General features: G+C 73.4%; 20 protein-coding genes. 8 read left to right on the top strand and 12 right to left on the bottom strand.

Annotated features, from left to right (window positions below; translation table 11 throughout):
- Nucleotides 1-127 precede the first annotated feature (127 nt).
- Complete coding sequence (locus tag E4P39_RS18465; RefSeq protein WP_135138056.1) at nucleotides 128-1,900, top strand: SpoIIE family protein phosphatase; 1,773 nt, start codon at nucleotides 128-130, stop codon at nucleotides 1,898-1,900.
- Nucleotides 1,901-1,950: 50 nt separating this feature from the next.
- Here the strand turns inward: E4P39_RS18465 and E4P39_RS18460 are convergent, their stop codons facing one another.
- The gene (locus E4P39_RS18460; protein ID WP_135138055.1) at nucleotides 1,951-3,144 is read right to left on the bottom strand and encodes an ATP-binding protein; all 1,194 of its coding nucleotides are present in this window, start codon (nucleotides 3,142-3,144) and stop codon (nucleotides 1,951-1,953) included.
- A gap of 71 nt (nucleotides 3,145-3,215) precedes the next feature.
- Nucleotides 3,216-3,668 (bottom strand): hypothetical protein, encoded by a 453-nt coding sequence (locus E4P39_RS18455; protein ID WP_135138054.1) that lies wholly within the window; start codon nucleotides 3,666-3,668, stop codon nucleotides 3,216-3,218.
- 115 nt (nucleotides 3,669-3,783) lie between these two features.
- Between E4P39_RS18455 and E4P39_RS18450 the strand changes: the two genes are divergently transcribed.
- Both E4P39_RS18450 and E4P39_RS18445 read left to right on the top strand, forming a co-directional pair.
- Entirely contained in the window at nucleotides 3,784-4,155 is a 372-nt protein-coding gene (locus tag E4P39_RS18450) for a phage holin family protein (protein WP_209306611.1), read from the top strand.
- A 77-nt stretch (nucleotides 4,156-4,232) separates the two neighbouring features.
- Nucleotides 4,233-9,251: an NAD-glutamate dehydrogenase gene (locus tag E4P39_RS18445; protein WP_135138052.1), complete on the top strand. Its 5,019-nt coding sequence runs from the start codon at nucleotides 4,233-4,235 to the stop codon at nucleotides 9,249-9,251.
- 265 nt (nucleotides 9,252-9,516) lie between these two features.
- Here E4P39_RS18445 and E4P39_RS18440 read toward each other — a convergent pair whose 3' ends face one another.
- Entirely contained in the window at nucleotides 9,517-10,938 is a 1,422-nt protein-coding gene (locus E4P39_RS18440) for an amidase (protein ID WP_135138051.1), read from the bottom strand.
- A gap of 69 nt (nucleotides 10,939-11,007) precedes the next feature.
- Between E4P39_RS18440 and E4P39_RS18435 the strand changes: the two genes are divergently transcribed.
- Nucleotides 11,008-12,705 carry a DEAD/DEAH box helicase gene (locus tag E4P39_RS18435; protein WP_135138050.1) on the top strand — a complete coding sequence of 566 codons (1,698 nt, stop codon included), beginning with the start codon at nucleotides 11,008-11,010 and terminating at the stop codon, nucleotides 12,703-12,705.
- Nucleotides 12,706-12,707: 2 nt separating this feature from the next.
- Here E4P39_RS18435 and E4P39_RS23290 read toward each other — a convergent pair whose 3' ends face one another.
- The 4 genes from E4P39_RS23290 to E4P39_RS18415 all read right to left on the bottom strand — a co-directional run bounded on the left by E4P39_RS23290 (nucleotide 12,708) and on the right by E4P39_RS18415 (nucleotide 18,256).
- Nucleotides 12,708-15,314 (bottom strand): SpoIIE family protein phosphatase, encoded by a 2,607-nt coding sequence (locus E4P39_RS23290; protein WP_280790875.1) that lies wholly within the window; start codon nucleotides 15,312-15,314, stop codon nucleotides 12,708-12,710.
- A gap of 140 nt (nucleotides 15,315-15,454) precedes the next feature.
- Nucleotides 15,455-16,201, bottom strand: a complete 747-nt coding sequence (gene yaaA / locus E4P39_RS18425; protein WP_135138048.1) for a peroxide stress protein YaaA — start codon at nucleotides 16,199-16,201, stop codon at nucleotides 15,455-15,457.
- Between the two features lie 123 nt (nucleotides 16,202-16,324).
- Nucleotides 16,325-17,143 carry an exodeoxyribonuclease III gene (locus E4P39_RS18420; RefSeq protein WP_135138047.1) on the bottom strand — a complete coding sequence of 273 codons (819 nt, stop codon included), beginning with the start codon at nucleotides 17,141-17,143 and terminating at the stop codon, nucleotides 16,325-16,327.
- Between the two features lie 162 nt (nucleotides 17,144-17,305).
- Nucleotides 17,306-18,256: an acyl-ACP desaturase gene (locus E4P39_RS18415; RefSeq protein WP_135138046.1), complete on the bottom strand. Its 951-nt coding sequence runs from the start codon at nucleotides 18,254-18,256 to the stop codon at nucleotides 17,306-17,308.
- 220 nt (nucleotides 18,257-18,476) lie between these two features.
- On the opposite strand from E4P39_RS18415, the gene E4P39_RS18410 reads away from it, so the two are divergent.
- A complete protein-coding gene (locus E4P39_RS18410; protein ID WP_245159941.1) occupies nucleotides 18,477-19,994 on the top strand; it encodes an LCP family protein in 1,518 nt (505 codons plus the stop codon).
- 10 nt (nucleotides 19,995-20,004) lie between these two features.
- On the opposite strand, the gene E4P39_RS18405 is transcribed toward E4P39_RS18410, so the two are convergent.
- Nucleotides 20,005-20,388, bottom strand: a complete 384-nt coding sequence (locus tag E4P39_RS18405) for a VOC family protein (protein ID WP_135138044.1) — start codon at nucleotides 20,386-20,388, stop codon at nucleotides 20,005-20,007.
- An 11-nt stretch (nucleotides 20,389-20,399) separates the two neighbouring features.
- Complete coding sequence (locus E4P39_RS18400; RefSeq protein ID WP_135138043.1) at nucleotides 20,400-20,672, bottom strand: metalloregulator ArsR/SmtB family transcription factor; 273 nt, start codon at nucleotides 20,670-20,672, stop codon at nucleotides 20,400-20,402.
- Between the two features lie 103 nt (nucleotides 20,673-20,775).
- Between E4P39_RS18400 and E4P39_RS18395 the strand changes: the two genes are divergently transcribed.
- The 3 genes from E4P39_RS18395 (at nucleotide 20,776) to E4P39_RS18385 (ending at nucleotide 21,871) form a co-directional block, all read left to right on the top strand.
- Nucleotides 20,776-21,294 (top strand): GNAT family N-acetyltransferase, encoded by a 519-nt coding sequence (locus tag E4P39_RS18395; protein WP_135138042.1) that lies wholly within the window; start codon nucleotides 20,776-20,778, stop codon nucleotides 21,292-21,294.
- Nucleotides 21,295-21,329: 35 nt separating this feature from the next.
- Complete coding sequence (locus tag E4P39_RS18390; RefSeq protein WP_135138041.1) at nucleotides 21,330-21,545, top strand: hypothetical protein; 216 nt, start codon at nucleotides 21,330-21,332, stop codon at nucleotides 21,543-21,545.
- A 125-nt stretch (nucleotides 21,546-21,670) separates the two neighbouring features.
- Entirely contained in the window at nucleotides 21,671-21,871 is a 201-nt protein-coding gene (locus tag E4P39_RS18385) for a hypothetical protein (protein WP_135138040.1), read from the top strand.
- Nucleotides 21,872-21,929: 58 nt separating this feature from the next.
- Here E4P39_RS18385 and E4P39_RS18380 read toward each other — a convergent pair whose 3' ends face one another.
- The 3 genes from E4P39_RS18380 to E4P39_RS18370 all read right to left on the bottom strand — a co-directional run bounded on the left by E4P39_RS18380 (nucleotide 21,930) and on the right by E4P39_RS18370 (nucleotide 25,692).
- Nucleotides 21,930-23,141 (bottom strand): acyl-CoA dehydrogenase family protein, encoded by a 1,212-nt coding sequence (locus E4P39_RS18380; protein ID WP_135138039.1) that lies wholly within the window; start codon nucleotides 23,139-23,141, stop codon nucleotides 21,930-21,932.
- A 140-nt stretch (nucleotides 23,142-23,281) separates the two neighbouring features.
- Nucleotides 23,282-23,707, bottom strand: a complete 426-nt coding sequence (locus E4P39_RS18375; RefSeq protein WP_135138038.1) for a DUF4383 domain-containing protein — start codon at nucleotides 23,705-23,707, stop codon at nucleotides 23,282-23,284.
- Nucleotides 23,708-23,967: 260 nt separating this feature from the next.
- Complete coding sequence (locus tag E4P39_RS18370; protein ID WP_245159940.1) at nucleotides 23,968-25,692, bottom strand: ATP-dependent DNA helicase RecQ; 1,725 nt, start codon at nucleotides 25,690-25,692, stop codon at nucleotides 23,968-23,970.
- Between the last annotated feature and the right edge of the window lie 199 nt (nucleotides 25,693-25,891).

Below are 25,891 nucleotides of genomic sequence, written 5' to 3'. Positions count from 1 at the left end.
TGGCCGCCCGCACCTCCCGCTGCCAAGGAGGTCCTGAACGCCGCCGGCCGTCCCGATCGGGTGGACGCCGTCCCTGGCTTCCGGCCGAACACCGGCAGCGGGCGCCGGATGAGGCAGAGTGGTCGCCATGACGCGGGACGAGGCGGTGCCGCCACCCGGCGACCTGCTGCTCCAGGCCGTCGAGGGCATGGAGCGTCCGCTGTTCGTCCTGGACGACGACTGGCGGTTCAGCTACATGAACCCCGCCGGCGCGACGCTGCTGGGCGAGCGGGTCGACGGGATCGTCGGCCGCGTCATCTGGGAGAAGTACCCCGGGACGGTGGACAGCCCCTTCGAGGAGCACTACCGCCGGGTCGCGGCCACGGGGCAGCCGGCCAGCTTCGAGGCCTGGTACGAGCCGCTGCAGAGCTGGTTCCAGGTCGACGCCTTCCACACCGACGGCGGGCTCGTCGTCACTTACGACGACGTCACGGCTCGGCGCCGCGCCGACGAGGAGCGCGCCGCAGCCATCGCCGCGCGCGAGGTGGCGGTCGAGGCCGCGGAACGGGCTGCTGCCGAGGCCGAGTTGTCCGGACGGCACCTGATGCTGCTCGGGGACATCAACCTGGCCATGACCTCGACACTGGACACCGACGAGGCGGTCCAGCGCTTCGCGGAGCTGGTCGTGCCGCTGCTCGCCGACTGGTGCGTGGTGAGCGTCATCGACCCCGACGGGAGGCGCCGGGACGTCGGGCGAGCGCACAAGGACCCCGCACTGGTCGACGCGATGAACCGCTACGCCGACCTGCGCGTGCAGACCAACAACGTGACCGCGCCCGTTCCCCGCATGCTCCGCGACCCCCGGCCGGTGGTCTTCCCGGTGCTGACGGAGGAGATCGTCCTGTCCATGGTCCCCGACGAGCAGGCCCGGCAGGCGCTGGCCCCGCTGCGGCCGGCCGCAGCCGCGGGCTTCCCGCTCCTGGCCCGCGGCGAGGTCATCGGCGGCTTCACCCTGATCAACGAGCCCGAGCGTGGACCGCACACCGAGGTGGAGCTGCGGACGGCGGAGATCGCCTCCCGCCGCGCGGCTCTCGCACTGGACAACGCCCGGCTCGCCGCCGCGAACAACCAGGTGGCCGAGCGCCTCCAGTTGAGCCTGCTCTCGCCTCCCGTGCAGCCCGACCACCTGGAGCTCGCCGTCCGCTACCGGCCGGCGACCCAGGGCGTGTCGATCGGCGGGGACTGGTACGACGCCTTCCTCCAGCCCGACGGGGACACGGTGCTGGTCATCGGCGACGTGATGGGTCACGACATCGAGGCAGCCGCCGCCATGGGACAGGTGAAGACCCTCGTGCGGGGGATCGCCTACGACCGGCTGGAAGAGCCCGCAGGGGTGCTGCGGCGCGTCGACCTCGCGCTCGTCGGGCTCGCCATCCCCACCCTGGCGACCGCGCTCGTCTGCCGCATCGAGCAGAATCGGGAGGACCGGGCGGCCGGGTTGCGCCGGCTGCGCTGGTCCTCGGCCGGCCATCCGGACCCGATGCTCCTCGGCGCCGACGGCACGGTCGTCGACCTCGCCGTCCCGGTCGGTCCCCCGCTGGGCATCGGCTGGCTCGGCCCACGCGTGGACGGGCTGGTCCCCATGCCGGAAGGCAGCACGCTGCTGCTGTTCACCGACGGGCTGTTCGAGCGCCGGGGTGTGCCGCTGGACGAGGGGCGGGCGCAGGTGCGGGAGATCGTGCGGCGCTGTGCCGACCTGCCGCTCCCGGTGCTGTGCGACCGGCTGCTCGAGGAGCTGCTCGGGGACGGCGTGGAGGACGACGTGGCGGTCCTCGCCGTCCGGGCCCACCCGGTGGACGCCGAACGGCCGGCGGAGGCGGGACCGGAGCTCCTGCCGGCCGCCCTTCCCCACCCGGCCTGACCTCGGCCCTTCCAGCGGCCGAAATGGCCATCGTGGCCGGACTGGCGAGCTCAGTCGGGATGGCGGAGCAGGTAGCGGCCGAAGTGCGGCACCGTGAAGGCGATCTGCCCCCGCTCGGCCGAGTAGACGAGGCCCTTCTTGATGAGGCTGTCGCGGGCAGGGGAGAGCGACGCGGGCTTGCGGCCCAGGGAGACGGCGACCTCCGAGGTGGACACCGCCGCCCCGGCCTCCCCGCCGAGCTCGGCCATCGCGTGCATGTACTCCCGCTCGGCCGGGGTGGCCCGGTCGTAGCGGGAGCCGAAGAAGCCCACGGCCAGCTCGGCCTCGGCGACGGGCGCCGCCATCGCGACGTCGTCCGCGGTGATGGGGGAGGAGGCCGCGAGGTCCCACGTGACCTTGCCGTAGGCCTGCACGAAGTAGGGGTAGCCGTCGGCCGCCTCGTACAGCGCGTCGAGGGCGGCGGGGTCGAACTCGACGTCCTCCCGCGCCGCCGGGGCGAGCAGCGCGCGGTCGGCGGCCTCGCGGTCGAGCCGGTCGATGCGCAGGTAGCGGAACAGCCGCTCCGAGTAGCTCTTGGACGCGCTGAGCACCGCGGGCAGGTGGGGGAGGCCCGCGCCGACGACGATCAGCGGCGCACCCTGCTGGGAGAGCTCGTGGCAGGCGGCGCAGATGGCCGAGACGTCGTCGGGCTGCACGTCCTGCATCTCGTCGATGAACAGCGCGATGCCGCTGCCGATGTCCGCGGCCACCCCCGCGGCGTCGCTGAGCAGCTCGACCAGGTCGATCTCCATGTCGCCGGAGTCGGCCCGGCCGGTCGCCGCAGGGACGTCGATGCCCGGCTGCCAGCGATCGCGGACCTTGGCATCGGCCGGCGTCACGCGCTGGGCGAAGGCCTTGACGACGCCGAGGACCTCCTCCATCGACTCCTGGTCGCGGTGCCGGGGTCCCAGCTCGCGCAGCGCCATGTGCAGCGCGGAGGAGACCGGCCGGCGCAGCGACTGCTCCGGCCTTGCTTCGATCTTGCCCGTTCCCCAGCCGCGCGTGATCGCGGCCGAGCGCAGCTGGTTGAGCAGCACCGTCTTGCCCACCCCGCGCAGGCCGGTGAGCACGAGGGAGCGTTCCGGGCGGCCGTGCGCGATGCGCTCGAGGACGACGTCGAAGGCCGAGAGCTCGGTGTCGCGGCCGGCCAGCTCGGGCGGGCGCTGGCCTGCCCCCGGGGCGTAGGGGTTCCGCACGGGATCCATGTCGAGCACCGTATGGCGTTCTCTAGCGCCGACCGTAGAGATCGATAGAACGGCCTAGCGCGTGTCGCGGTTCAGAGGAACGGCCCCGGCCGCGCCGACAACCAGGCCCGGACCTCGTCGGCCTGCCTCTCCAGCCGCGAGCGCCCGAGGAACGGCACCTCGGTGACGTCCAACCCGACCGTCGATCCGTCGCGCAGCCGGAGGTGCACCGACCGGTTGCCCCCGCGCCCGACCCGCTCGACGGTCACCTCGGTGACGTCGTCGCGGTGCAGCGTCCGGTCGCGCCAGTGGTTGCGCAGGACCAGCCGCCCGTCGGCGGTGCCGAGCGCCGCCAGCCGGAACAGCCGCCAGCCCAGAGCGGCGGCGAAGACGCAGATGAGCAGACTCGCCGCCCTGCCCGGGTCGCCGCGCAGGGGGACGACGCCGGACACGATGGTGCTCACGAAGACGACCGGGAACACCACGACCCAGACCCGCGACCATCGCGGCGGGCGGAGCTCGAGCTGCGCGTCGGTGCTGGTCACCGGGGGATTCTGCGGTCGTCGAGGGCGATCTGTCGCCCTCTGGCGGGGACGCTGGACAGGGCCATACCGGCCGATGTCCCCCATTCGGGGGACCGCCGCCACTACCGTCCCCCGCGTGATCAAGTTCGCGCTCAAGGTCGTGCTCCTGGCGCTGGTCTTCTACGGCCTCACCCGGTTCGACGTGCTGCCCGGCCTCGACGTGCTGCCGGACCCCGAAGGGCCGCTGGGGGCGACGGGCACCTACCTGTGGATCGGGCTGATCTTCGGCCTGGTCAACGCGATCGTGGGCCCGATCCTGCGGCTGCTGGCGCTGCCCTTCGTCGTCCTCACCCTCGGTCTGTTCCTGCTGGTGATCAACGCCGTCCTGCTCGCCCTCACCGCCGGGCTGACCGACCGCCTGGCGATCGACGGCATCGGGACCGCCGTTCTCGGCGGGCTCATCCTCGCCGTCGCCGGGTGGGTCGCCGACCAGATCCTGGACCGCTGAGCCCCCTCGGCCACGGGCCGGTAACGGCCGCCGAGTCGTCGTGACGGCTCCTGCCGTTCGCAGTAGCGTGGCCTGACATGGCCAGCACCACCGTTGCGCCGGCGACCCCGGCGCGCGGACAGGAAAGCGGCACGTCCGGCGGCTCCCTGACCGAGCTCGCCGCACTCGAGGCCGCCCGCGACGAGAAGCGGCAGCTGCTCGCGCAGGCCGCGGAGACAGCCGCCACGCGGCTGGGCACGAAGGCGAGCTTCCCGGCCGGTTGCACGGCCGACGACCTGCCCGCCCTCCTGCAGCGCTACTACTGGAGCGAGCCCGCCGCGGAGGTCCTCGGGCACGACCCCGCCGAGCTGGCCGGACTGGCGCTCGGGCACCTGCGGCTCGCGGAGGTCCGGCCCCCCGGCTCGGCGACGGTCGACGTCCACCGGCCGGCCGCGGCCGAGGGCGGCGGGGTGGGTGGCACCAGAGCCGTGGTCCGGCTGGTCACCGACGACATGCCCTTCCTCGTCGACTCGGTCACCGCGGAGGTCGTGCGGCAGGGCGTCGAGCTGGCCCACGTCGTCCATCCGGTCGTCGTCGTCCGGCGCGACCTGACCGGCCGGCTGAAGGCCTTCTGCGACAGCTCCTCCCCGGAGGGTTGCGGCTCCGACGCGCTGGCCGAGTCGTGGATGGCCGTCGTCCTCGACGGGCCGGTGGACGACGAGGCGGCCGCCGACCTGGTGGCCGGCCTGCGCACCGTCCTCGACGACGTGCGCGCCGTCGACGAGGACGCCGAACGGCTGCGCGCCCGGGTGCTGGAGCTGGCCGGGCGCCTGGACGAGCTGGCCGGCCGCAGCGCCGCCCCCGCGCCCGAGGCGGACCCGGCCGACGACCCGGCGGAGGCTGCGGCCCTGCTCCGCTGGCTGGCCGACGGCAATTTCGTCTTCCTCGGGGCGCGGGACGTCGACCTCGTCACCGCCCGGGGGAAGCCCAGCGCCCGCGCCGTCCCCGGGACCGGCCTGGGGGTGCTGCGCAGCGACACCGACATGAGCGCGGTGGTGCTGCCCGAGGCCGCCCATGCCCCGCTCCAGCACCTGATCGCCGTCACCAAGGCCGACGCCCGCTCGCCGGTGCATCGCCGGGCCTGGCTGGACCTGATCGCGGTCAGCCTCCCCGACGGCTCCGGAGCAGCCCGCCAGTTCCGCTTCGTCGGCCTGTTCCCGTCGGCCGCGTACACGAGCGGCGTGCTCGACGTGCCCCTGGTGCGGCGGCGGGTGACCGAGGTGATCGCCCGGTCCGGCGTGCCGGTGGACAGCCACACGGGCAAGGAACTGCTCGACGTCCTCGAGACCTATCCGCGCGACGAGCTCCTGCAGGTGGGCGCCGACGAGCTGCTGCCGGTGGCACTGGCCGTGCTGCACCTGCAGGAACGCCGGCAGACCCGGCTGTTCCTGCGGCAGGACCCCACCGGCCGGTTCTGGTCGGCGCTGGTCTATCTCCCCCGGGACCGGTACACGACCGAGGTGCGGCTGGCGATGCAGCAGCTGCTGCTCGAGCGCCTGGGCGGCACGAGCGTCGAGTACACGGCGCGGTCCACCGAGTCGGTGCTGACCCGGCTGCACTTCGTGGTGCGCGTGCCGGTGGGCACGCGCGGCACGCCCAAGCCGATGAAGGTCGACGTCGAGGCGTTGCAGGCCGCGCTCGCGGCCGCGGCGCGGAGCTGGACCGACGACCTCGCCGACGCGCTCGGCGCCCGGCACGGCGACGAGGCCGAGCGGCTGCTGTCGCGGGTGGCCGACGCCTTCCCGGCCGTCTACCAGGAGGACTTCTCCGCCGAGCAGGCCGTCGACGACCTCGCCCGCCTCGACGGCCTGTCCGAGGGGCAGCTGGCCCTGCGGCTCTGGACCCCGCGGCGGGCGGCGCCCGGCGAGCGGCGGCTGACCGTCTACCGGGTGGGGGAGCGGCTGCTGCTGTCGGAGGTGCTGCCGGTGCTGCAGCACATGGGGGTCGACGTCGTCGACGAGCGGCCCTACGAGATAGACCGCATCGGCGCACCCCCGGCCTGGATCTACGACTTCGGCGTCACCGTCCCCGCGGTCGAACTGCCCCTGCTGCGCTCCCTGCCCGAGCGGTTCACCGAGGCGGTCGGCGCGGTCTGGCGCGGCGAGGCCGAGGACGACGGACTGGGCGCCCTGGTCATGCTGGCCGGTCTCAACTGGCGACAGGTCACGGTCGTGCGGGCCTACGTCCAGTGGCTGCGGCAGGCCGGCCTGCCCTTCGGCCAGCGGTACGTGGAGTCGACGCTGGCGGCCCATCCCGACGTCGTCGCCCGGCTGGTGGCGCTGTTCGAGACCCGCTTCTCCCCGGGACGCAACGGCAGCAGGACCGAGCGGCAGGCCGACCTGACCGAGTCGCTGCGCCGCGCGATCGGCGAGGTCGCCTCCCTCGACGCGGACCGCGTGCTCACCTCGCTGCTGGCGGCCGTCGTCGCCACCCAGCGCACCACCTACTACGCGGGCGGCCCCCTGGCGCTCAAGCTCGACCCCGCCGCTGTCCCCGACCTGCCCGAGCCCCGTCCGGCGCACGAGGTGTGGGTCAGTTCCCCGCGCGTCATGGGCATCCACCTGCGCTTCGGCAAGGTGGCCCGCGGTGGGCTGCGATGGTCCGACCGCCGCGAGGACCTCCGCACCGAGGTGCTCGGCCTGGTCAAGGCCCAGATGGTGAAGAACACCGTCATCGTGCCGACCGGGGCGAAGGGCGGCTTCGTCGTCAAGAACCCGCCGGCCGTGTCCGACCCGGCGCACCCGGCCTCGCGCGACGCCGTCCTGGCCGAGGGGCAGGCCTGCTACCGGCTGTTCATCGGCGCCCTGCTCGCCCTCACCGACAACCTGGTCGACGGCAAGGTCGTCCATCCCGAGAAGGTCGTGCGCCACGACGGCGACGACCCGTACCTCGTCGTCGCCGCCGACAAGGGGACGGCGACCTTCTCCGACCTCGCCAACTCGGTCGCGATCGAGCGGGGCTTCTGGCTCGGCGACGCCTTCGCCTCGGGCGGGTCGGTGGGCTACGACCACAAGGCCATGGGCATCACCGCCCGCGGCGCCTGGGAGTCGGTGACCCGTCACTTCCGCGAGCTCGATCTCGACGTCGCGAAGCAGGACTTCACCGTCGTCGGCATCGGCGACATGTCCGGCGACGTCTTCGGCAACGGGATGCTGCTGTCCGAGCACATCCGGCTGGTCGCCGCGTTCGACCACCGGCACGTGTTCGTCGACCCCACCCCGGACGCGGCCGCCTCCTTCGCCGAGCGGAAGCGGCTCTTCGGCCTCCAGCGATCCTCGTGGGCCGACTACAACCGCTCCCGGATCAGTGCCGGCGGCGGGGTGTGGCCGAGGACGGCGAAGTCGATCCCGGTCTCGGCGCCGATGCGCGCGGCGCTGGGCCTGCCCGACGGTGTGGAGAGCCTGCCGCCGGTGGAGCTGATCCGGGCCGCGCTGCTCGCACCGGTCGACCTGCTGTTCAACGGCGGGATCGGCACCTACGTCAAGGCGTCGACGGAGAGCACCCTGGACGCGGGGGACAAGGCGAACGACGCCGTCCGCGTGGACGGCCGGGACCTGCGGGCCCGGGTGGTCGGCGAGGGCGGGAACCTCGGGCTCACCCAGCGGGGCCGGATCGAGTACGCGCTCGCCGGCGGGCGGGTGAACACCGACGCCATCGACAACTCCGCCGGTGTCGACACCTCCGACCACGAGGTCAACATCAAGATCGCGCTGAACCGCGTGGTGGACGACGGGCAGCTCGACGCCGCGGGGCGCGCCCGCCTGCTGGGCGAGATGACCGACGAGGTCGCGGTCCAGGTGCTGAGCGACAACCACGCGCAGAACGCGACCCTGGCCGTGGAGGTCACGTCCGCCCGCAGCCTGCTCGACGCGCACGAGCGGCTGCTCCGCTCCCTGGAGCGGTCGGGACGCCTGGTGCGCAGCGTCGAGGCGCTGCCCGACGAGCGTGCGCTGGTCGAGCGCCGCCGCGACGGGCAGGCGCTCACCAGCCCCGAGCTGTCGGTGCTGCTCGCCTACGCCAAGCTCGAGACCGGGGACGTCGTCCTGAGGTCGGGGCTGCCCGACGACCCGGCGCTCGAGGACCTGCTGACCGGCTACTTCCCCGCGCAGATCCGCGAGCGCTTCCCCCAGGCGATCGCCACGCACGCGCTGCGGCGGGAGATCGTGGCGACCGCGCTGACCAACCGCGCCGTCAACGTCGCCGGGGTCACCGGGCTGTTCCGGCTGGTCCAGGAGACCGGGGTGCCGCTGGCCCGGGTGGTGCTGGCGCACGCGGTCGCGCGGGCGGTCTTCGACGTCGACCGGCTGTGGGACGCCGTCCGGCCGCTGGACAACCAGGTCGCCGCCACCACGCAGGTCGAGCTCCGCACGGAGGCGACCCGGCTCGCCGAGCGGGCCGCGCGCTGGCTGCTGCGCCAGCCGGAGCTGGCCGCGGAGACCGCGCCGCTGCTGGCCGAGGTGGAGGATCGGTTCGTCGCACCGGTGCGCGAGGTCCGGGCGGGGCTGCCCGGCTGGCTGCTCGGCAGCGAGGCGAAGGGCTTCGCGGAGCGCGCGGCACGGCTGCAGCAGGCCGGGGTTCCCGCGGAGCTGGCCGCCGAGGTCGCCGCCGCCCCGCTTCTCCCCGCCGCCCTCGACCTCGCCGTGGTCGCCGAGCGCACCGGAGCGCCGGTGGCCATGGCCGGCCAGGTGATGCAGAGCCTGGCCGAGCGGCTGGGGCTGGTGCCGCTCCGGGAGATGGTGCTCGCGCTGCCGCGGGACCGCCGCTGGCCGTCGATGGCCCGCGCCTCGCTGCGCGACGACCTCTCGATGGAGCAGGCGTCGCTGACCGAGGACGTGCTCAGCATGCGGACGTCCGACGACGAGGCGCCCGGGAAGCTGGTCGAGGCGTGGGTGACGGGCTGGGACGGCACGCAGGCGCGCGCCGCCGCGCAGCTGGCCGACATCGCCACAGGTGACCGCCACGAGCTGGCCGAGCTGCTGGTCGCCGTCCGCACGCTGCGCGGGCTGCGCCGCCGCCGCACCGCCCGCCGCCAGCCCCGCCCGGCCCCTACGGCCTGACCCCGGCCCGGTCATCGAGCCGCACGAAGTGGTGGTCATCAGCCGCTGATGGCCACCACTTCGCAGCTCTCGACGGCGGAATCTGCGTGCGGCGAGGTGGCGGCGCGGGTGATCATGCGGGCATGACGGCCGACCGGATCACGCGGCTGCGGTGACGTCGAGATCCGGCTCAGGCCGGTGCCCGGGGCCTCGGATACCGGCCGGGAGCGGATCTCGGCGAATCTCGGGTTCTCTAGTCAGAGATGCTAGAGAGCGGCAGAGTGCGTCAGAGAGCGGGGCGGCGCTCGCCGAACTTCGTGGCCTGCTCGAATGCGTGACCGACCTCCAGCACGCGACGGTCGGCCCGGGGTGCACCGATGATCTGCAGGCCCACCGGCAGCCCGTCCGGCGTGAAGCCGCCCGGCACCGACAGCGCCGGGCAGCCGGTGGCCGAGATCAGCGTGCAGGAGCGCATCCACTCGAGGTAGGTGCCCAGGGCCACCCCGGCGACCTCGGTCGGGTACTCGACCTCGACCGGGAACGGCAGCACCTGGGTGGTCGGCGCCAGGAGGACGTCGTAGCGCTCGAAGAACGCGACCACCTCCTCGAACAGCTTCGTGTGCGCGATCTCCGCCCGGCCGACGTCGGAGCCGGTCAGCTTGGCGCCCGCCTCGGCGTTCCAGCGGATCGTCTCCTTCACCTTGTCCGGGTTCTTCCGCACGAGCTCGCCGAAGGAGGCGTCGAACAGCCAGGCCCGCAAGGTGCCGAACACCTCGTCCGCGCCGGACAGGTCGGGGCAGTCCTTCGACACGCTGGCGCCCAGCCGCTCGAACACCCCGATGGACGCCGACAGCACCGCGGTGATCGCCGGCGCGACCGGCACCCGGCCACCGAGGTCGGGCGCCCACGCGACGCGGAGCCCGTCCAGCGAGGTCGGCAGGGGAGCGGTGAACGACGCCGGGTCGTCGTCCAGCGAGATGGGCACCCGCGGATCGGGCCCGGCCAGCACCGACAGCTGCAGCGCCACGTCGGCGACGGTCCGCCCCATCGGGCCCTGGACCGAGATCTGCGACCAGCCCATCGCGGCCGGCCAGGTGGGCACCCGGCCCGGTGTCGGGCGCAGGCCGACCACGTTGCAGAACGCGGCCGGGTTGCGCAGCGAGCCGCCCATGTCGCTGCCCTCGGCCAGCGGCACGAATCCGGCGGCCAGTGCCGCCGCCGCACCGCCGGAGGACCCGCCCGCCGACAGCCCGTGCCGGTAGGGGTTGTGCGTCACCCCGAAGACCGGGTTGAAGGTGTGCGAGCCCGCCGCGAACTCCGGGACGTTCGTCTTGCCGATCCGGATGGCGCCGGCGTCCTTCAGCCGGGCGACCACCAGCTCGTCGTGGGCCGGCACCGTGTTCGCGTGCAGCGGTGAGCCCCACGTCGTCCGCATGCCGCCCGTGGCGTGGGTGTCCTTGTGCGCGACCGGCAGCCCGTGCAGCGGGCCGACCGGACGCCCGGAGGCCAGGGCGGCGTCGGCGGCGTCGGCAGCGGTCCGCGCGCCCTCGGCGTCCAGCGTGACGATGGCGTTGGTGTCCGGATTCAGCTTCTCGATCCGGTCCAGGTGCGCCTCGAGCAGCTCACGGGCGGAGATGTCCCGGGCGCGCAGCAGCGCGGCGAGCTCGGTCGCCGGCCGGGTGCAGAGGTCGTCGTTCGCGGCGGTCACGGCCCGAGCCTGTCACGTACGGGGCACCGGCATGCAGTCCGGCGGAGCGCCGGGGGACCATGAGCCCCGATGGACGAGGAACGAGCGACGAGCACGGACACCGCCGACGACGGCGGAACCTTCGAGGACCTGGGGCTGCGGCCGGAGCTGCTGGGCGCGCTGGCCGCCCTCGGCTACGAGGAGCCGACGCCGATCCAGCAGGAGGCCATCCCGCCGTTGGTGGCAGGCCGCGACCTGCTCGGCCAGGCCGCCACCGGGACCGGCAAGACCGCCGCGTTCGCCCTCCCCATCCTCCAACTGCTCCCGGCGCACCGCTCCGGCCGGGCGCCCGTCGGGCTGGTCCTGGTGCCCACGCGTGAGCTGGCAGTCCAGGTGTCGGAGGCGCTGCACCGCTACGGCAAGGACCTCGGCGCCCGCGTGCTGCCCGTCTACGGCGGCGCCCCGATCGTCCGCCAGCTCCGGGCCCTGGAGTCCGGCGTCGACGTCGTCGTCGCGACGCCGGGGCGGGCCCTCGACCTGCTCCAGCGGGGGAGCCTGCACCTGGGGGAGGTGCTCACCGTCGTCCTGGACGAGGCCGACGAGATGCTCGACATGGGCTTCGCCGAGGATCTCGAGGCGATCCTCGGCGAGACCCCGGCGGAGCGGCAGACGGTGCTGTTCTCCGCGACCATGCCGCGCCGGCTGGACTCCCTGGCCCGCCGGCACCTGCGCGAGCCCGTCCGGATCACCCTCGGCCGCGAGAAGGCCGCGCCGGGGGAGGCGCCGCGGGTCCGGCAGACCGCCTACGTCGTCCCGCGGGCCGCCAAGCCGGCCGCCCTCGGCCGCATCCTGGACGTCGAGGCGCCGGCCGCCGCGATCGTCTTCTGCCGCACCCGCGAGGAGGTCGACTCGCTCACCGAGACGCTCAACGGCCGCGGGTACCGCGCCGAGGCGCTGCACGGCGGCATGAGCCAGGAACAGCGGGACCGGGTGATGGGGCGGCTCCGCGGGGGGACGGCGGACCTGCTCGTGGCCACCGACGTCGCCGCCCGCGGCCTGGACATCGACACCCTGACCCACGTCGTGAACTACGACGTCCCGTCGGCGCCGGAGTCCTACGTCCACCGCATCGGCCGGGTGGGCCGGGCCGGACGCGAGGGCGTGGCCATCACGCTGGCCGAGCCGCGCGAGCACCGGCAGCTCAAGACCATCGAGCGGGTCGTCGGCGCGGCCATCGTCGTCGAGAAGGTGCCGACGGTCGCCGACCTGCGCAACCGCCGCCTGGAGCTGACCCGCGCCGCGCTCCGCGAGAGCCTGCTCACCGACGACCTGGAGCGCTTCCGGGCGGTCGTCGAGGCCCTCACGGACGAGTTCGACGTCATCGAGGTCGCCCTGGCGGCGGTCAAGCTGGCCCACGAGGCGGCCGGGGGCGGGGCCGACGACGACGAGGAGATCCCCGTCGTCTCCTTCCGGCCCGACAAGGACTCCGGACGGCGGCCCGACTCCGGCCGAGCCGACCGCTCAGGTCCCCGGGGACCGCGGCCCTCGGGGCCGGGGGCGCGGCTGTTCATCGGCGCCGGCCGCGAGGCCGGGATCCGCCCCGGCGACCTGGTCGGCGCCATCACCGGCGAGACCGGCCTCACCGGCAAGGACGTCGGATCCATCGAGATCCACCAGCGGTTCGCCCTGGTCGAGGTGCCCGAGTCGGCCGCGGACGAGGTCGTCCGGGCGCTCAAGGCCACGATGATCAAGGGCCGGAAGGCCACGGTGCGGCGCGACCGCACCTGAGCTCAGGCGAGGGCGAGCGGCGGAGGAACGTCCGGGGGCACCGAGTTGGGCCCCGCCTCGGCCGGCCGGGGGAGGTCCTGGCGGTGCAGCCGGACGGCGACGATGGCGACGTCGTCCTCCGGGCGGCCGTGCACGAGCCGCTCGATCACCTCGTCGAGCATCTCCTCCAGCGGGCGGTCCGCCAGCTCGAGGAGGGTGTCGCGCAGCCGCACCAGCCCCGCGTCGAGGTCGGCGTCCCGGCGCTCGATGAGCCCGTCGGTGTAGAGCAGGACGGTCGAGCCGCGATCGAGGGTGACCACCGACTCGCGGCGGCAGGTGTCCGGGTCGACGCCGAGCAGCAGGTCGCCCTTCCAGGTGGCCAGCTCGGCGAGGCTCCCGTCGGGGTTGATGATCAGCGGCGGCAGGTGCCCGGCGTTGGCCCACCGCATGCGGGTCACGCCCCGGGCCAGCTCGTCGGGGGTCTGCTCGAACCGGGCGACGGCGGCGGTGGCCAGGGTCCTCGTCTGCAGCGTCGTCATCGACGCGTCGAGGCCGCGGAGGACCTCGACCGGGCCGGCGTCGCTATAGGTCGCGATGCCACGCAGGAGTCCGCGCAGCTGGCCCATGGCGGCCGCCGCCTCGGTGTCGTGGCCGACGACGTCACCGATCACCAGCATCGTGGTGCCGCCGGGCTGCAGGAACGCGTCGTACCAGTCCCCGCCGACCCGGGCGGCCTCGGCCGCGGGCAGGTACCGCACCGCGATCTCGGCGTGGTCCGGCTCCGGGGGTTCGGTGAGCAGGCTGCGCTGCAGCCCCTCGGCGAGCTGCTGCTGCGCGCCGTAGAGCCGGGCGTTGTCCATGGCCAGCCCGGCCCGGTCGGCGACGTCCTGCGCGGTGGAGAGGTCCTCGTCGGTGACCTCTGAACCGCGCCGGTGGTACATGGTCAGGACGCCCATGGTGCGCCCGCGGCCCCGTAGGGGGAACACGGTGGCGGTCTCGGGCGCGAGCACCTGGAGGAGCTCACGTGCCTCGTCGGACCAGAGCACGTCGAGGACGGCGGAGATCGGTTCACGGATCATCTCGCCGCTGACCAGGGCACGAGCCAGGGGGGAGACCGCGGACATCGATCCCAGCCGGACGGCGGCGTAGCGCGCCAGCAGCGAGCGGCCCGCGGGGTCCGAGTGCCATGACCCGACGTCCCGGGGACGGCCGTCCGGGTCGACCACGGTGACGATGCAGAAGTCGGCCAGCGCCGGGACGACCAGTCGGGGCAGGTGGGCGACGGCCGACTGGGCGTCCAGGGTGCCGGCGAGCTCGGCGCTGACCTGGGCCAGGATCGCCAGGCGGTGGGCCGAGCGCTCCGCCCGGTCCTGCACGCGCCGGCGCTCGGTCACCTCGAGGAAGTAGACCGACAACCCGTCGGGACTGGGCCACGCGCGCAGCTCGTACCAGCCGTCGAGCGGTGCGGGGTAGTAGGCGTCGAAGGAGACGGGCTGCCCGGTGCGGACGGCGCTGCGGTAGCTCTCGTCGAAGATGCTGTTCAGCGCAGCCGGGAAGGCTTCCCAGAGCACCTGGCCGAGCAGATCCTCGCGGGTGCGGCCGAGCAGCCGCTCGGCCTCGGCGTTGACGTGGGTGAAGCGCCACTCCCGGTCCAGGCTGTAGAAGCCGGCCGGCATCGCCTCCAGCACCCGGGTCACGCGGGCGGCGCCCGCTCGCTCGCCGGTCGTGTCGAAGGCGGCACCCAGGAGCCGTTCGGCGGTGCCGTCCGTGCCGCAGAGCGCGCGGCCGCGGGCGTGCACCCAGCGGGTCTCGCCGTCCGGCAGGACGACGCGGTACTCCGACTCGTACTCGCCACAGCTGTCGATGCATCCCTGCAGCGCCTCGGTGACGCGCGCCAGGTCGTCGGGGTGCAGCCGGGCGTTGAACGCCTCGATGCTCTCGTCGAAGCCGTCGGCGTCGTAGCCGAACATGGCGATCAGCTGGTCGTCCCACGTCAGCTGCCCGGTGGTGAGGTCCCAGTCGAAGGTGCCGATGCCGGCGGCGTCCACCGCGAGGCCCCAGCGCAGCCGGTCGCTCTCGTACTCGCGCACCAGCGCCGAGAGCTCGAGTTCGGTGACGACGGAGTCGGCCAGCCGGCGCAGCGTGGCGACGTCGCTGTCCGACCACTGGCGCGTGTCGGGACCGAACACGCACAAGGTGCCGATCACCCGGTCGTTCTTGTCGGTCAGGTGCGCGCCCAGGTAGGAGCCCACCTGGCCGGACGTGACGGGCGGGAGATCCTGGACGCGCCCGTCGTGCGGGGCGTCGGGCACGACCAGGGGCCCGTCCGCCGCGGCCGTCACCGTGCAGAGCGACTCCTCGAGCGGGGTCACCGCGCCGACCGACCCGGGGGCCAGACCGAACCCTGCGGCGATGACCTGCTGGTCGGCGAGCAGCGAGATCTGGCTCGCCGCCGTACCGAGCAGGCGGGCGGCGAACTCGGCCAGCCGCTCCAGGCCCTGGGGGCCGCTCTCGCGGGGCGTCATCCGCCGGGCGTCGTCCGTCCGCTCTGCGTCGCGGCGCAGCAACTCGGCCGAGCCATGGCCGACCGAGGGGTCGCCGACGGTCGTGCCGTCTGCGGAGTCGTTCACGAATGCCCTTCTGCCCGGCATGCCGCCAGGGATGCACGGGCGCGCGACCACGCTGCTCGCGTCGCGACCTCGCAGGCAGTTATGTCACGGCATGTCGGTTGGGCGCAACCAAGCGGGGGCAGTTTCACAGTCCGCGGATCTCACGGCGCCGGGACGACGAGCGTGAGCGCGGTGCCGCCGTCGTGTTCCACGTGCAACCCCGCGCGCCGGAGCAGGCTCCGCAGCCGCACGACGCCGTCCGGTTCGGCCGTGGTCGTGGCCAGCAGCCGGGCCAGCCGGCCCTTGTGCGCCTTGTTGAAGTGGCTGACCACCGCGCGGGTGCCGTCGGGTCGCTCGCTGAGCACCTGCACCGTGATCGCGCCGGGCACCGGGGCGAGCGCTGCGTAGGAGCCGCTGCGCAGGTCGACGACGAGCCCGTCGAGCCCGGCGAGCACGGGGGAGAGGGCCGGCCGCCAGAGCGACCGCAGGGTCGGCAGGCCCGGGAGGGACGAGCCGGCGGACAGCCGGTAGGCCGGGATGCGGTCCTCTGCGCCCACCAGCCCGAAGAGCGCCGACCCGACCGCCAGCCGGCGGCCGGCCCGGGCACGCTGAGCGCGCGTCAGCGACGGCAGGTCGAGGGCGTCATAGAGGACGCCGGTGTACCGGGCCAGCGCCGGCATCGTGGGGCTGGTCCACAACGCGGCGTTGCGCGCGATCTCGTCGTCCTGCGTCGCGGAGAGCCCGAGGGCGGTGCGTGAGGCGGGCGCATCGGCGGCCAGCTTCACCAGGGTCTCGGCCAGTTCGGTGCGGACCGGGGTCAGCTCGGGCGCGGAGAGCGCGGTCAGGTCGAGCGGCGCGCCGTCCCCGCCGGGGTGCTTGGTCTCCGACGGGGGCAGCAGGACGAGCACGGGAGGCCAGGTTACGTGCCGTCGCCCGATCGACGGTCGACCCGCATTGCGGGTGTCGTTCCACCGTTGCCGGTGCTGCAGCGTCCGCAATGGTGGAACAGGACGCGCGACGGTGCGGAGCGGTCAGTCGGCCAGGTCGACGATCACCGGGGCGTGGTCGCTGGCGCCCTTGCCCTTGCGCTCCTCGCGGTCGATCAGTGCGCCCGTCGTGCGGGCCGCGAGCGCGGGTGAGCCGAGGACGAAGTCGATCCGCATGCCCTCGCGCCGGGGGAAGCGCAGCCGCACGTAGTCCCAGTACGTGTAGACGCCCGGCCCCGGCGCGTACGGCCGGACGACGTCGGCGTACCCGGCCTCGACGATCGCGCCGAACGCGGCCCGCTCCGGTTCGGAGACGTGGGTGGAGTGCGTGAACACCGTCATGTCCCAGACGTCGTCGTCCTGGGGGGCGATGTTCCAGTCGCCGACCAGGGCCACCTGCGCGTCGGGGTCCTTCGCCAGCCAGTCGGCGCCGGCGTTCCGCAGCGCCGCCAGCCAGTCGAGCTTGTAGAGGTAGTGCGGGTCGGCGAGCGTGCGGCCGTTGGGCACGTACAGGCTCCACACCCGCAGGCCGCCGCAGGTCGCGCCCAGCGCCCGGGCCTCGGTCTCCGTGTCGGCGACCTCGCCCGCCCCGCCACCCCCAGCCGACCAGCACGGCTGCCCGGGGAAGCCGATCTCGACGTCCTCGATACCGACCCGGGACAGGATCGCGACGCCGTTCCACTGCGAGTAGCCGACGTGGGCGACCTCGTAGCCGAGCGCGTTGAACATCATCTCCGGGAACTGGTCGTCCCGGCACTTGGTCTCCTGCAAGGCCAGCACGTCGACGTCACTGCGCTGCAGGAAGGCCGCCACCCGGTCGGCACGGCTGCGGATGGAGTTGACGTTCCAGGTGGCTAACCGCATGAGGCCATGGTGTCTTGTCGTGCCGAGTGGGGGCCCGGAGGGTCTCCGGGCAGGCGCGACGAAGCGGCTCACCGCATCAGGGGGACGGCAGTGAGCCGCGGTGCGGTCCGGAGGACCGCAGTGTTGTGGCCCCCACTCGGCGCGACCGAGCCAGTACCTCTCTCAGACCTGGATCGGCACCTGGCCGCGGGCGGCGACCCGGGCGCGCATGCGCTCGCGGCTCTCCACGAACTTCGTCGCCTGCGCGTCGAGGCCGACCAGGAACTGCGCCAGCTCCTCGCGGGCCTGCTCGCCGACGGGGCCGAAGTCGGTGCGGTCGAACACCTTCCAGAAGCGCAGGATCGGGGAGACGACCTCGTCGTGGTGCAGCCGCAGGTCGTAGATGCCGGCCTTGGCGATGATCGTCGAGTTCTTCCGGAAGTTGGCCATGTTGGCGCCGGGCATCTCGAAGTTGATCACCTCGTTGGCGACGGCGCGCATCATCTCGTCGGGGTTGATGTCGAAGGCCGCCTGGACGAGGTTGCGGTAGAAGACCATGTGCAGGTTCTCGTCCGTCGCGATGCGGGCGAGCAGCTGGTCGGCGATCGGGTCCATGCAGGCCCGGCCGGTGTTGCGGTGGGACACCCGCGTCGCGAGCTCCTGGAAGGAGACGTAGGCGACCGCCTCGAGCGGCGTCTTGTCGCCCGAGTCGTAGCCGAGGGTCATGTAGGCCATGCGGGCCCGCTCGAGCTCGACCGGGTCGACGCCGCGGGTGACGACGAGGTAGTCCCGCAGCGCGACGCCGTGCCGGTTCTCCTCCGCCGTCCAGCGGCCGACCCAGGTGCCCCAGGCCCCGTCGCGCCCGAACCGGGTGGCGATCTCCCGGTGGTAGCTCGGCAGGTTGTCCTCGGTCAGCAGGTTGACGAACATGGCGGCCTTCGCCGTGTCGTCCAGCCGCGACTGCTCCGGGGACCAGTCCTCGCCGCCCAGGAAGGCGAAGTTGCGACCCTCGTCCCACGGGACGTAGTCGTGCGGGTGCCATTCCTTGGCGAGGCGGTCGTGCCGGTCGAGGTTCTGCGCGACCACCGGCTCGAGCTCGGTCAGGATCGCTGCATGGGGGGATGTCTGGGGCATCGGGACCTCCGGGTCGCCTCGAGCTATGCGTGGCCGAACCTACGCTCCCGAAACCTTCGGTCGGCGTACGACGGGTGGTTCCCCGGCGGCGGGCTGCTTACCCCTCGTTCCGCCGGTCGTTCACCCGACCGGTGCCTGCGCGTGGCGTGACCGGCGCCCGCCCCCCGATCAGTGCGATCATGGCCTCCGTGACCCGGCATCCCCGAGCGACGGACGGCGCGTGACCGCAGGTCAGGACGCCAGCGAGCCGTTCGTCCAGGCGGGTGCCGTCCGGAGGCGGCGCCGGGCCCCCCGCGGATTCGGCGCCACGCTGGGCTGGACGCTGCTGGGCGCCGTCCTCCCGGGGACGGCGTTCCTCGCGGCCGGTCGCCGCAGGCTCGGGGCGTTCACCCTCCTCCTGTTCGCGCTCCTGGCGGTGGCCGTCGTCTGGCTGGCGACGGCGGGACGGCGCACCGCCGTCGGGCTCGCCATCGACACCCGGTCCCTGCTGTGGATCGTCGCGGCGGTCGGGCTCGTCACCGTGCTGTGGGTGCTCGTGATCGTCGCCGGCTACCGGATGCTGGCCGCTCCGGGCATGGGCCGCTGGCGGCACCTCCTCGGCTTTCTCGTCGTCGCCGTGCTCGTGGCCGCCGTGGCGCTGCCCGCCGTCCTGGTCGGGCGCGTCGCCCTGGCGCAGCGGGGCCTCGTCGACGGGCTCTTCGCCGAGGACGGCGAGTCGGCGACCGTGGAGGAGGTCCCGGACCCGTTCGGCGACAAGGAGCGGGTGAACGTCCTCCTGCTCGGTGGGGACGGCGGCGAGGGCCGGGACGGCGTCCGGACCGACACCGTCATCGTCGCCAGCATCGCCACCGAGACCGGCGAGGCGACTCTCTTCAGCCTGCCGCGCAACCTCGAGGACCTGCCGTTCCCGGCCGACAGTCCGCTGGCCGAGATCTACCCCGACGGCTTCGACGCCGGCTCGGAGAGCGAGAGCCTGCTCAACGCCGTGTACCGCAACGGCCCGGCGGAGTACCCGGACGTGCTCGGACGCACCGACAACCCCGGGGCGGACTTCCTCAAGCTCGGCGTCGGTGAAGCGCTCGGACTGGACCTCGACTACTACGTCCTGGTCAACCTCGACGGGTTCAGCCGCCTGGTCGACGCCCTCGGCGGCATCACGGTGAACGTGAACTACTACGTGCCGATCGGCGGCATCCCGGACAGCCGCACGCTGCCCGACGACTACATCGAGCCCGGCCCCGACCAGCTCCTCGACGGCGCACGGGCGCTCGACTTCGCCCGGGGACGGTTCGGGCTGACCGACTACGACCGCATGGCCCGTCAGCGGTGCACCATCGACGCGATCGTCGACGCGGCCGATCCGGTGACCCTGCTCCGCAGCTACCAGGAGCTCGCGGCGACAACGAAGGACATCGTCAGCACCGACATCCCCCGCTCCGCCCTCGACGACTTCGTCGACCTGGCGTTCCTCGTCAAGGACACGGAGCTGCGCAGCGTCGTCTTCGACGAGAACCTGATCGACCCCGCCTATCCGGACTACGACGCGATGCGGCAGATCGTCGAGGACGCCCTCGACCCACCCCCGGACGACGCCGCCGGGTCGAGCGCGCCGCCGGCGCCCACCGAGCCGGCGCCGGCGGAGGACCCGGCCGCGGACGTCACGGACGCCTGCGCCTACGACCGCGCGCAGGCCGAGGCGGCACTCGCCGCCGGGAAGCCCCCGACCCGCCGCGGTTGAGCGGACCGGCTCACATGCTGGCGATCATGATGAGGTTGCCGCAGGTGTCGTCGAGGATCGCCGTCGTCATGGGGCCCATGGTCAGCGGCTCCTGGGTGAAGGTGACCCCGAGCCCGGTGAGGCGCTCGTACTCCTTGTGCACGTCGTCGACGGCGAAGGAGGTGAAGGGGATGCCGTCGGCCACCAGTCCCTGCTTGAACGGCTTGGCCACCGGGTGCTCGTCGGGTTCGAGCGCGAGCTCGACGCCGTCCGGGTCCTCGGGGGAGACCACGGTGAGCCACCGGTGCTCGCCCGCCGGGAACTCGGTCTTCTTCACGAAGCCGAGCACCTCGGTGTAGAAGCGCAGGGCCTTGTCCTGGTCGTCGACCAGGACGCTGGCCATGTTGATCCGCATGCCGTGCTCCTCTAGCTGTCGATGCGCCATCGTTCGGCGATGGTCCGGAGCGGCGAGGTGTCCAGATCGTGGAACTTGTAGCGGCCCTCCCGCCGGGTCCGCACCAGGCCGGCCTCCTCGAGCACGTCCAGGTGCTGCGAGACGGCCTGACGGGAGGAGCCGAGCCCGTGCCGGGAGATCAGCCGGGTGCACAGCTCGAACAGCGTCTGGCCGCTCCGTTCCTGGAGCTCGTCGAGGATCGCCCGTCTGGTCGGATCGGCGAGGGCCTTGAACACATCGCCCACGACGCCACAATAGGCAAGTATCCACTTGCCTGACAAGGGGTTCCGGGGGTCGGGTCCGGGACGGCCTGTCACCGCCACTCTGCCCAGGCGGCACGATGTGCCCGTGTCCGCAGCCGAGGTCCAGGCCGTCGCCGCCGTCGACGAGGCGCTCCGGCGCGAGCTGCTGACCTGCTGGACCGACGTGAGCAACGCCGGCGGCGCAGTCGGCTTCGTCCCCCCGGTCACGGAGGACGACGTCGCGCCCGCCCTCGACGAGCTGGTGCGTCGCGTGCGCGAGGGCCGGGCGCTGCTGGCCCTCCTGACGGTGGACGGCGCCACGACGGGCTTCGCCGTGCTCGCCCGTGCGGCCAGCCCCCTGCGCCAGCACTGGGCGACCGTGTTCCGCGTCCAGGTCCACCCGTCCCGGCAGGGCACCGGACTGGGCCGGGTGCTGATGGCCGGCGTGCACGCCATCGCCCGCGACGAAGGCCTCGAGTTCCTGCACCTCGGCGCCCGGGCGGGCACCGGCGCCGACGCCTTCTACCGGCGGCTCGGCTACCGGGAGGTCGGCCGGCTGCCCGGCGCGGTCCGGGTCGGCCCCGGCGACGACCGCGACGAGATCCTGCTGGTGTGCCGCCTCTGACCGGCGATCCGGGCTCTCCTGGCAGGGTGTCGGTCATGGCCCTCCCCGACCCCGGCACCCACCCCTCGCGGAACGCCCGTCGCGAGCGGCTGGTCGCGCTCCTCGCGCTGGGCGTCGCCGCCGTCCTGCTGCTGTCGTCGGCAACCTGGTTCGGCACGGGGCAGACCGGTGTCGGCGTCGGCCAGGTGGTGCTCGGCCTGGCGATGGCCGGGATCGGCGCCTTCCTGTACCGCCGCGCGTCCCGTCGGTGAACCGGTCGCACGGGGACGCAATCGGATCCTGACCTGGCAGGTCCCGTCGGCCGCCGTTGCGGACGGCCCGAGCCCGCAGCACACTCCGGACGACGCCGACCAGGGCGCACGAGGACGGAGACGCCGTGAAGCTCGACAAGCAGGAACTCGTGAAGTTGCTCCGCACCGAGGGCGACAACGACACCGCCGACAAGGTGGAGAACACTCTGCCCGGCGAGATCGACACCGACCGGGACGGCGACGCGCTGGACGCACTGGGGCTCGACCGCACCCAGCTCATGGCGAAGCTGGCCGGTGGCTCGTTCGGGACGACGCTCAGCCCCTGAGGTTCGGCCCTGAGATCCGGCCCCTGAGGCCCGGCCCCTGAGGCCCGGCCCCTGAGGCTCAGGCGCTGTAGGGGCGCTCCCGGTCCAGCTCCTCCTTGGCCACTCCGCGGAGGTGCACGGCGTCGGGGCCGTCGACGATGCGCAGCGTCCGGGCGTGCGCCCAGAAGCCGGCCAGCGGGGTGTCGTCGCTGACGCCCGCGCCGCCGTGCAGCTGGATCGCCCGGTCGATGACGTCGAGGGCCACCTTCGGGGCGGCCACCTTGATCGCGGAGATCTCGGTGCGGGCGCCCTTCGCCCCGTACTTGTCGATCAGGTCGGCCGCCTTCAGCACGTAGAGCCGGGCCTGGTCGATCTCGATCCGGGAGAGGGCGATCGACTCCCGCACGGTCCCCTGCTCGGCCAGCGGGCGGCCGAAGGCGACCCGCGCCTTGGCCCGCTCGACCATCAGGGCCAGCGCCCGCTCGGCCATGCCGATGGCGCGCATGCAGTGGTGGATGCGGCCGGGGCCCAGGCGGGCCTGCGCGATCATGAAGCCGTCGCCCTCGCTCGCGAGGAGGTTCGACGCCGGCACCCGGACGTCGGTGAACCGCAGCTCGGAGTGCCCGTGCTGGTCCTGGTAGCCGAAGACCGGCAGGTGCCGGACGATCTCGAAGCCCGGGGTGTCCCGCGGCACGAGGACCATGGACTGCTGCCGGTGCGGGGCGCCCTCGGGATCCGTCTTGCCCATGACGATGAAGATCTGGCAGCGCGGGTCGGCGGTCCCGGAGATCCACCACTTGCGGCCGTTGATCACGTAGTCGTCGCCGTCCCGGACGATCGACGTCTGGACGTTGCGGGCGTCGGAGCTGGCGACGTCCGGCTCGGTCATCGCGAACGCCGACCGGATCTCGCCCTCCAGGAGGGGGTTCAGCCACCGCTCCTTCTGCTCGGGCGTCCCGAACAGCATCAGAGTCTCCATGTTGCCGGTGTCGGGCGCACCGGTGTTGATCGCCTCGGGTGCGATGACCGGTGACCAGCCGGTGATCTCGGCGACGGAGGCGTACTCGAGGTTGGACAGCCCGCCGAGCTCGTGGTGGAACAGGTTCCAGAGGCCCCGCTTGCGCGCCTCGGCCTTCAGCTCCTCGAGCACAGGCGGAGTGCTGTGGTCGTCGTACCCGCGGGACGCGCGGTACTCCTCGTACACCGGCTCGGCCGGGAAGACATGCTCGCGCATGAAGTCCCACATCCGGCCGCAGACGTCCTCGGCTTTGGCGGAGAGGGCGAAGTCCATGCCCGCAACGTAGCGGCGGGCGTGACCCCCGTCGCACCGGGGTCATCGCCGGAACCGGAAGAAGCCCGGGCCCGCCGTCCACGGAGGACGACGGACCCGGGCTTCCGGGGCTCACCGGCCGGCGTGCGGCCGGCCCGAGCTCAGACCCGGGTGCCGCTGCGGGCGGGCATCTTGGCGATGACCACACCGACGATCGCGGTGGCCAGGTGCAGGATGTTGTCCGCCCAGTTCAGGTTGAGGAAGTCCCAGTCCTGACCCACGGCGAACAGCCCGTAGAGGAAGGCCGCGCCGTAGCCGGCCGCGAGCAGCCAGCCGTAGGTGCGGGCGCCCTCGAGCGTGCGGGCGAGCAGGAGACCGGCCACACCGATGAGGATGTGGACGACGTTGTGCATCCCGTTGATGTCGAAGACGATCAACGTCTTGTCCGGGTCGTGCCCGAAGAAGTCGTCGAATCCGGTGATGAAGAAGCCGACGATGCCGACCAGCAGGTAGATCGCACCGAAGGCGAGGGCGATCGTCTGCGGCAGGGTGCGGTCGCCGGTGGCGCTGTGTCCAGCTGCGGACATGGTGTTCCTCCTACACGTGCGTTTTCCGCCAGGGCGCGGCGGTCCGGCTGGAGGGGTACCCGGCCCGGTATAGCCGAACCGGCTTTCGCCCGATCGGGTGGCGCACAACCAAACCGATCGGACGGCCTCCCGCCGGGGGAGCGGGTGCTCCCATCGGTGTTCGGATCGCGTCCTCCGCCCGGTTCGCGGGCGGGCAGATTCATTGTGAACCGCATCAGTCTGTGGAAAAAGGGCCGCGTGCGCCGCCGCCAGCAGGACGATCAGGCGGGAGTTCGCGGCCGGAGCAGCTCGTTCTCCATGACCGCGGCGATGCCCAGCGTCTTGTATCCGACCTCGTCGAACAGCACGACGAGGCGGTCCTCGTCGACCCGCATCACCACGCCCGCGCCCCACTCGCTGTGCTCGACCGGGGTCTCGGCGGTGAACGGGACGTCGTCCGCCCCGCCCTCCATCTGGGCGGCCGTGCCGTCGGAGCAGGTGTCGCAGTTGCCGCAGGGTTCGTCGAGTTGCTCGCCGAAGTAGCCGAGCAGGAACTGGCGCCGGCAGCGGGTCGTCTCGGCGTATCCCCGCATCATCTCCACCCGGCTCTGGTCGACCCGCTCGCGGTGCTCGGCCAGTTGCCGCGCGGCCGCGGCCGCCTCGCCGGGGGACGGCGCGTTCGCCGCCGGGTGCGCGGCGCCGTCGTCGTCCAGGACGACGGCCGACACCTCCTCCAGGAGGTTCAGGTCGCGGGTCAGCGGCGTGGCGGCCCGGCCGGTCTCCTCCCGCAGGTCCTTGACGTCGACGCCGTCCTCGATCCCGGCGGCGGCCGCTGCGGCGACCAGCCCGGCCACCTGCTGGAGCTCCTCCTCCGCCGGCGTCCCGGCCGCGAAGAAGCGCCGGATGCCCAGGTCCTCCTGTCGGTAGACGAGCACGGCCAGTGCGGGCAGCCCGTCCCGGCCGGCCCGGCCGATCTCCTGGTAGTAGCTGTCCACGGAGTCGGCCGGCTCGGCGTGGATCACGAAGCGGGTGCCCGGCTTGTCGATCCCCATGCCGAATGCCGTGGTCGCGACGACGACGTCCAGCTCGTCGTCCATCCAGGCCCGCTGGGTGTCCTCACGGTCGGCCTTGTTGAGCCCAGCGTGGTAGTGCCGGGCGCGCAGGCCCCGGTCGGCGAGCGCCGCGGCGATCTCCTCCGTGCCCTTCCGGGTGGCGCTGTAGACGATGCCCGGCCCCCGCCCCTCGCCGACCTCGGACAGGACCCGGTCGAGCACGCCCTGCTCCTTGCCGTGGGCGTCGGCGTAGTGGTCGACCTCCAGGCGGATCTCCGGCCGGTCGAAGCCGGCGACGACGACCTCCGGGTCGCGCATCTCCAGCCGCTCGACGATCTCGGCGCGGACCGGGGGAGCCGCCGTGGCGGTCAGCGCCAGCACCGTCGGGCGGCCGAGCTGCTCGATCATGCTGCCGAGCCGCAGGTAGTCGGGCCGGAAGTCGTGGCCCCAGGCGGAGACGCAGTGCGCCTCGTCGACGACGAACAGCGCCGGGTGCGCGTCGCGGACGGCGTCGACCACCTCGGGCTTGGTCAGCTGCTCGGGGGCGAGGAAGACGAAGCGGACCGTTCCGTCCTGGAGTGCCTCGAGGACCTCGCGTTGGTCGCCCGCCGAGAGCGTGGAGTTGAGCTGGACGGGGCGTCCGGCGCGGTCCTCGATCTCGGCCAGCCGCTCGACCTGGTCCCGCTGCAGGGCGATCAGCGGGGAGACGACGACGACCGGACCGTCCAGGAGCTGGCCGGCGACCTGGTAGATCGCCGTCTTGCCGGCACCGGAGGGCAGGACGGCGAGAGTGTCGCGGCCCGCGACGACGGACTGCATCGCCGCCTCCTGGCCTGGCCGGAACGCGTCGAAGCCGAGGACGTCGCGGGCGACCTCCCGGATGCGGCGGGTGCGCACGGAAGCCGTCGCGCCGGCGGGGTTGTCGTCGTCGGGCGCGGGTCGGCGTGCTGGCACCGTGTCTGGCTGCCCTCGGTCCGACGCCGCCAAACGGTGCGGCTCGCCACCCCTGCGGGGTTCCTGTGCGGCGTTCCCGCGGAAGCGCCGTCTCAGCCGTTCGCGGGCACGCCGGCCTCGGCGGCGAGGCGTCGGAGGAGGTCGCGGTTGCCCATGAGCACGCCGATGGCGAACCGCAGATCCATGCGGTCGTGGCGTT

It is taken from the genome of Blastococcus sp. CT_GayMR19, assembly GCF_004570385.1.
In the GTDB taxonomy this organism is placed as follows: domain Bacteria; phylum Actinomycetota; class Actinomycetes; order Mycobacteriales; family Geodermatophilaceae; genus Blastococcus_B.
Note: the sequence above shows the minus strand (reverse complement) of the source record. Positions and strands in the feature narration are given on the sequence as shown.

Coding starts and splice junctions, on each gene's coding strand:
- E4P39_RS18420 (WP_135138047.1), bottom strand. CDS start 17,143: ATGCGGTTAGCCACCTGGAACGTCAACTCCATCCGCAGCCGTGCCGAC.
- E4P39_RS18465 (WP_135138056.1), top strand. CDS start 128: ATGACGCGGGACGAGGCGGTGCCGCCACCCGGCGACCTGCTGCTCCAG.
- E4P39_RS18375 (WP_135138038.1), bottom strand. CDS start 23,707: ATGTCCGCAGCTGGACACAGCGCCACCGGCGACCGCACCCTGCCGCAG.
- E4P39_RS18405 (WP_135138044.1), bottom strand. CDS start 20,388: ATGCGGATCAACATGGCCAGCGTCCTGGTCGACGACCAGGACAAGGCC.
- E4P39_RS18445 (WP_135138052.1), top strand. CDS start 4,233: ATGGCCAGCACCACCGTTGCGCCGGCGACCCCGGCGCGCGGACAGGAA.
- E4P39_RS18435 (WP_135138050.1), top strand. CDS start 11,008: ATGGACGAGGAACGAGCGACGAGCACGGACACCGCCGACGACGGCGGA.
- E4P39_RS18415 (WP_135138046.1), bottom strand. CDS start 18,256: ATGCCCCAGACATCCCCCCATGCAGCGATCCTGACCGAGCTCGAGCCG.
- E4P39_RS18390 (WP_135138041.1), top strand. CDS start 21,330: ATGGCCCTCCCCGACCCCGGCACCCACCCCTCGCGGAACGCCCGTCGC.
- E4P39_RS18380 (WP_135138039.1), bottom strand. CDS start 23,141: ATGGACTTCGCCCTCTCCGCCAAAGCCGAGGACGTCTGCGGCCGGATG.
- E4P39_RS18460 (WP_135138055.1), bottom strand. CDS start 3,144: ATGGATCCCGTGCGGAACCCCTACGCCCCGGGGGCAGGCCAGCGCCCG.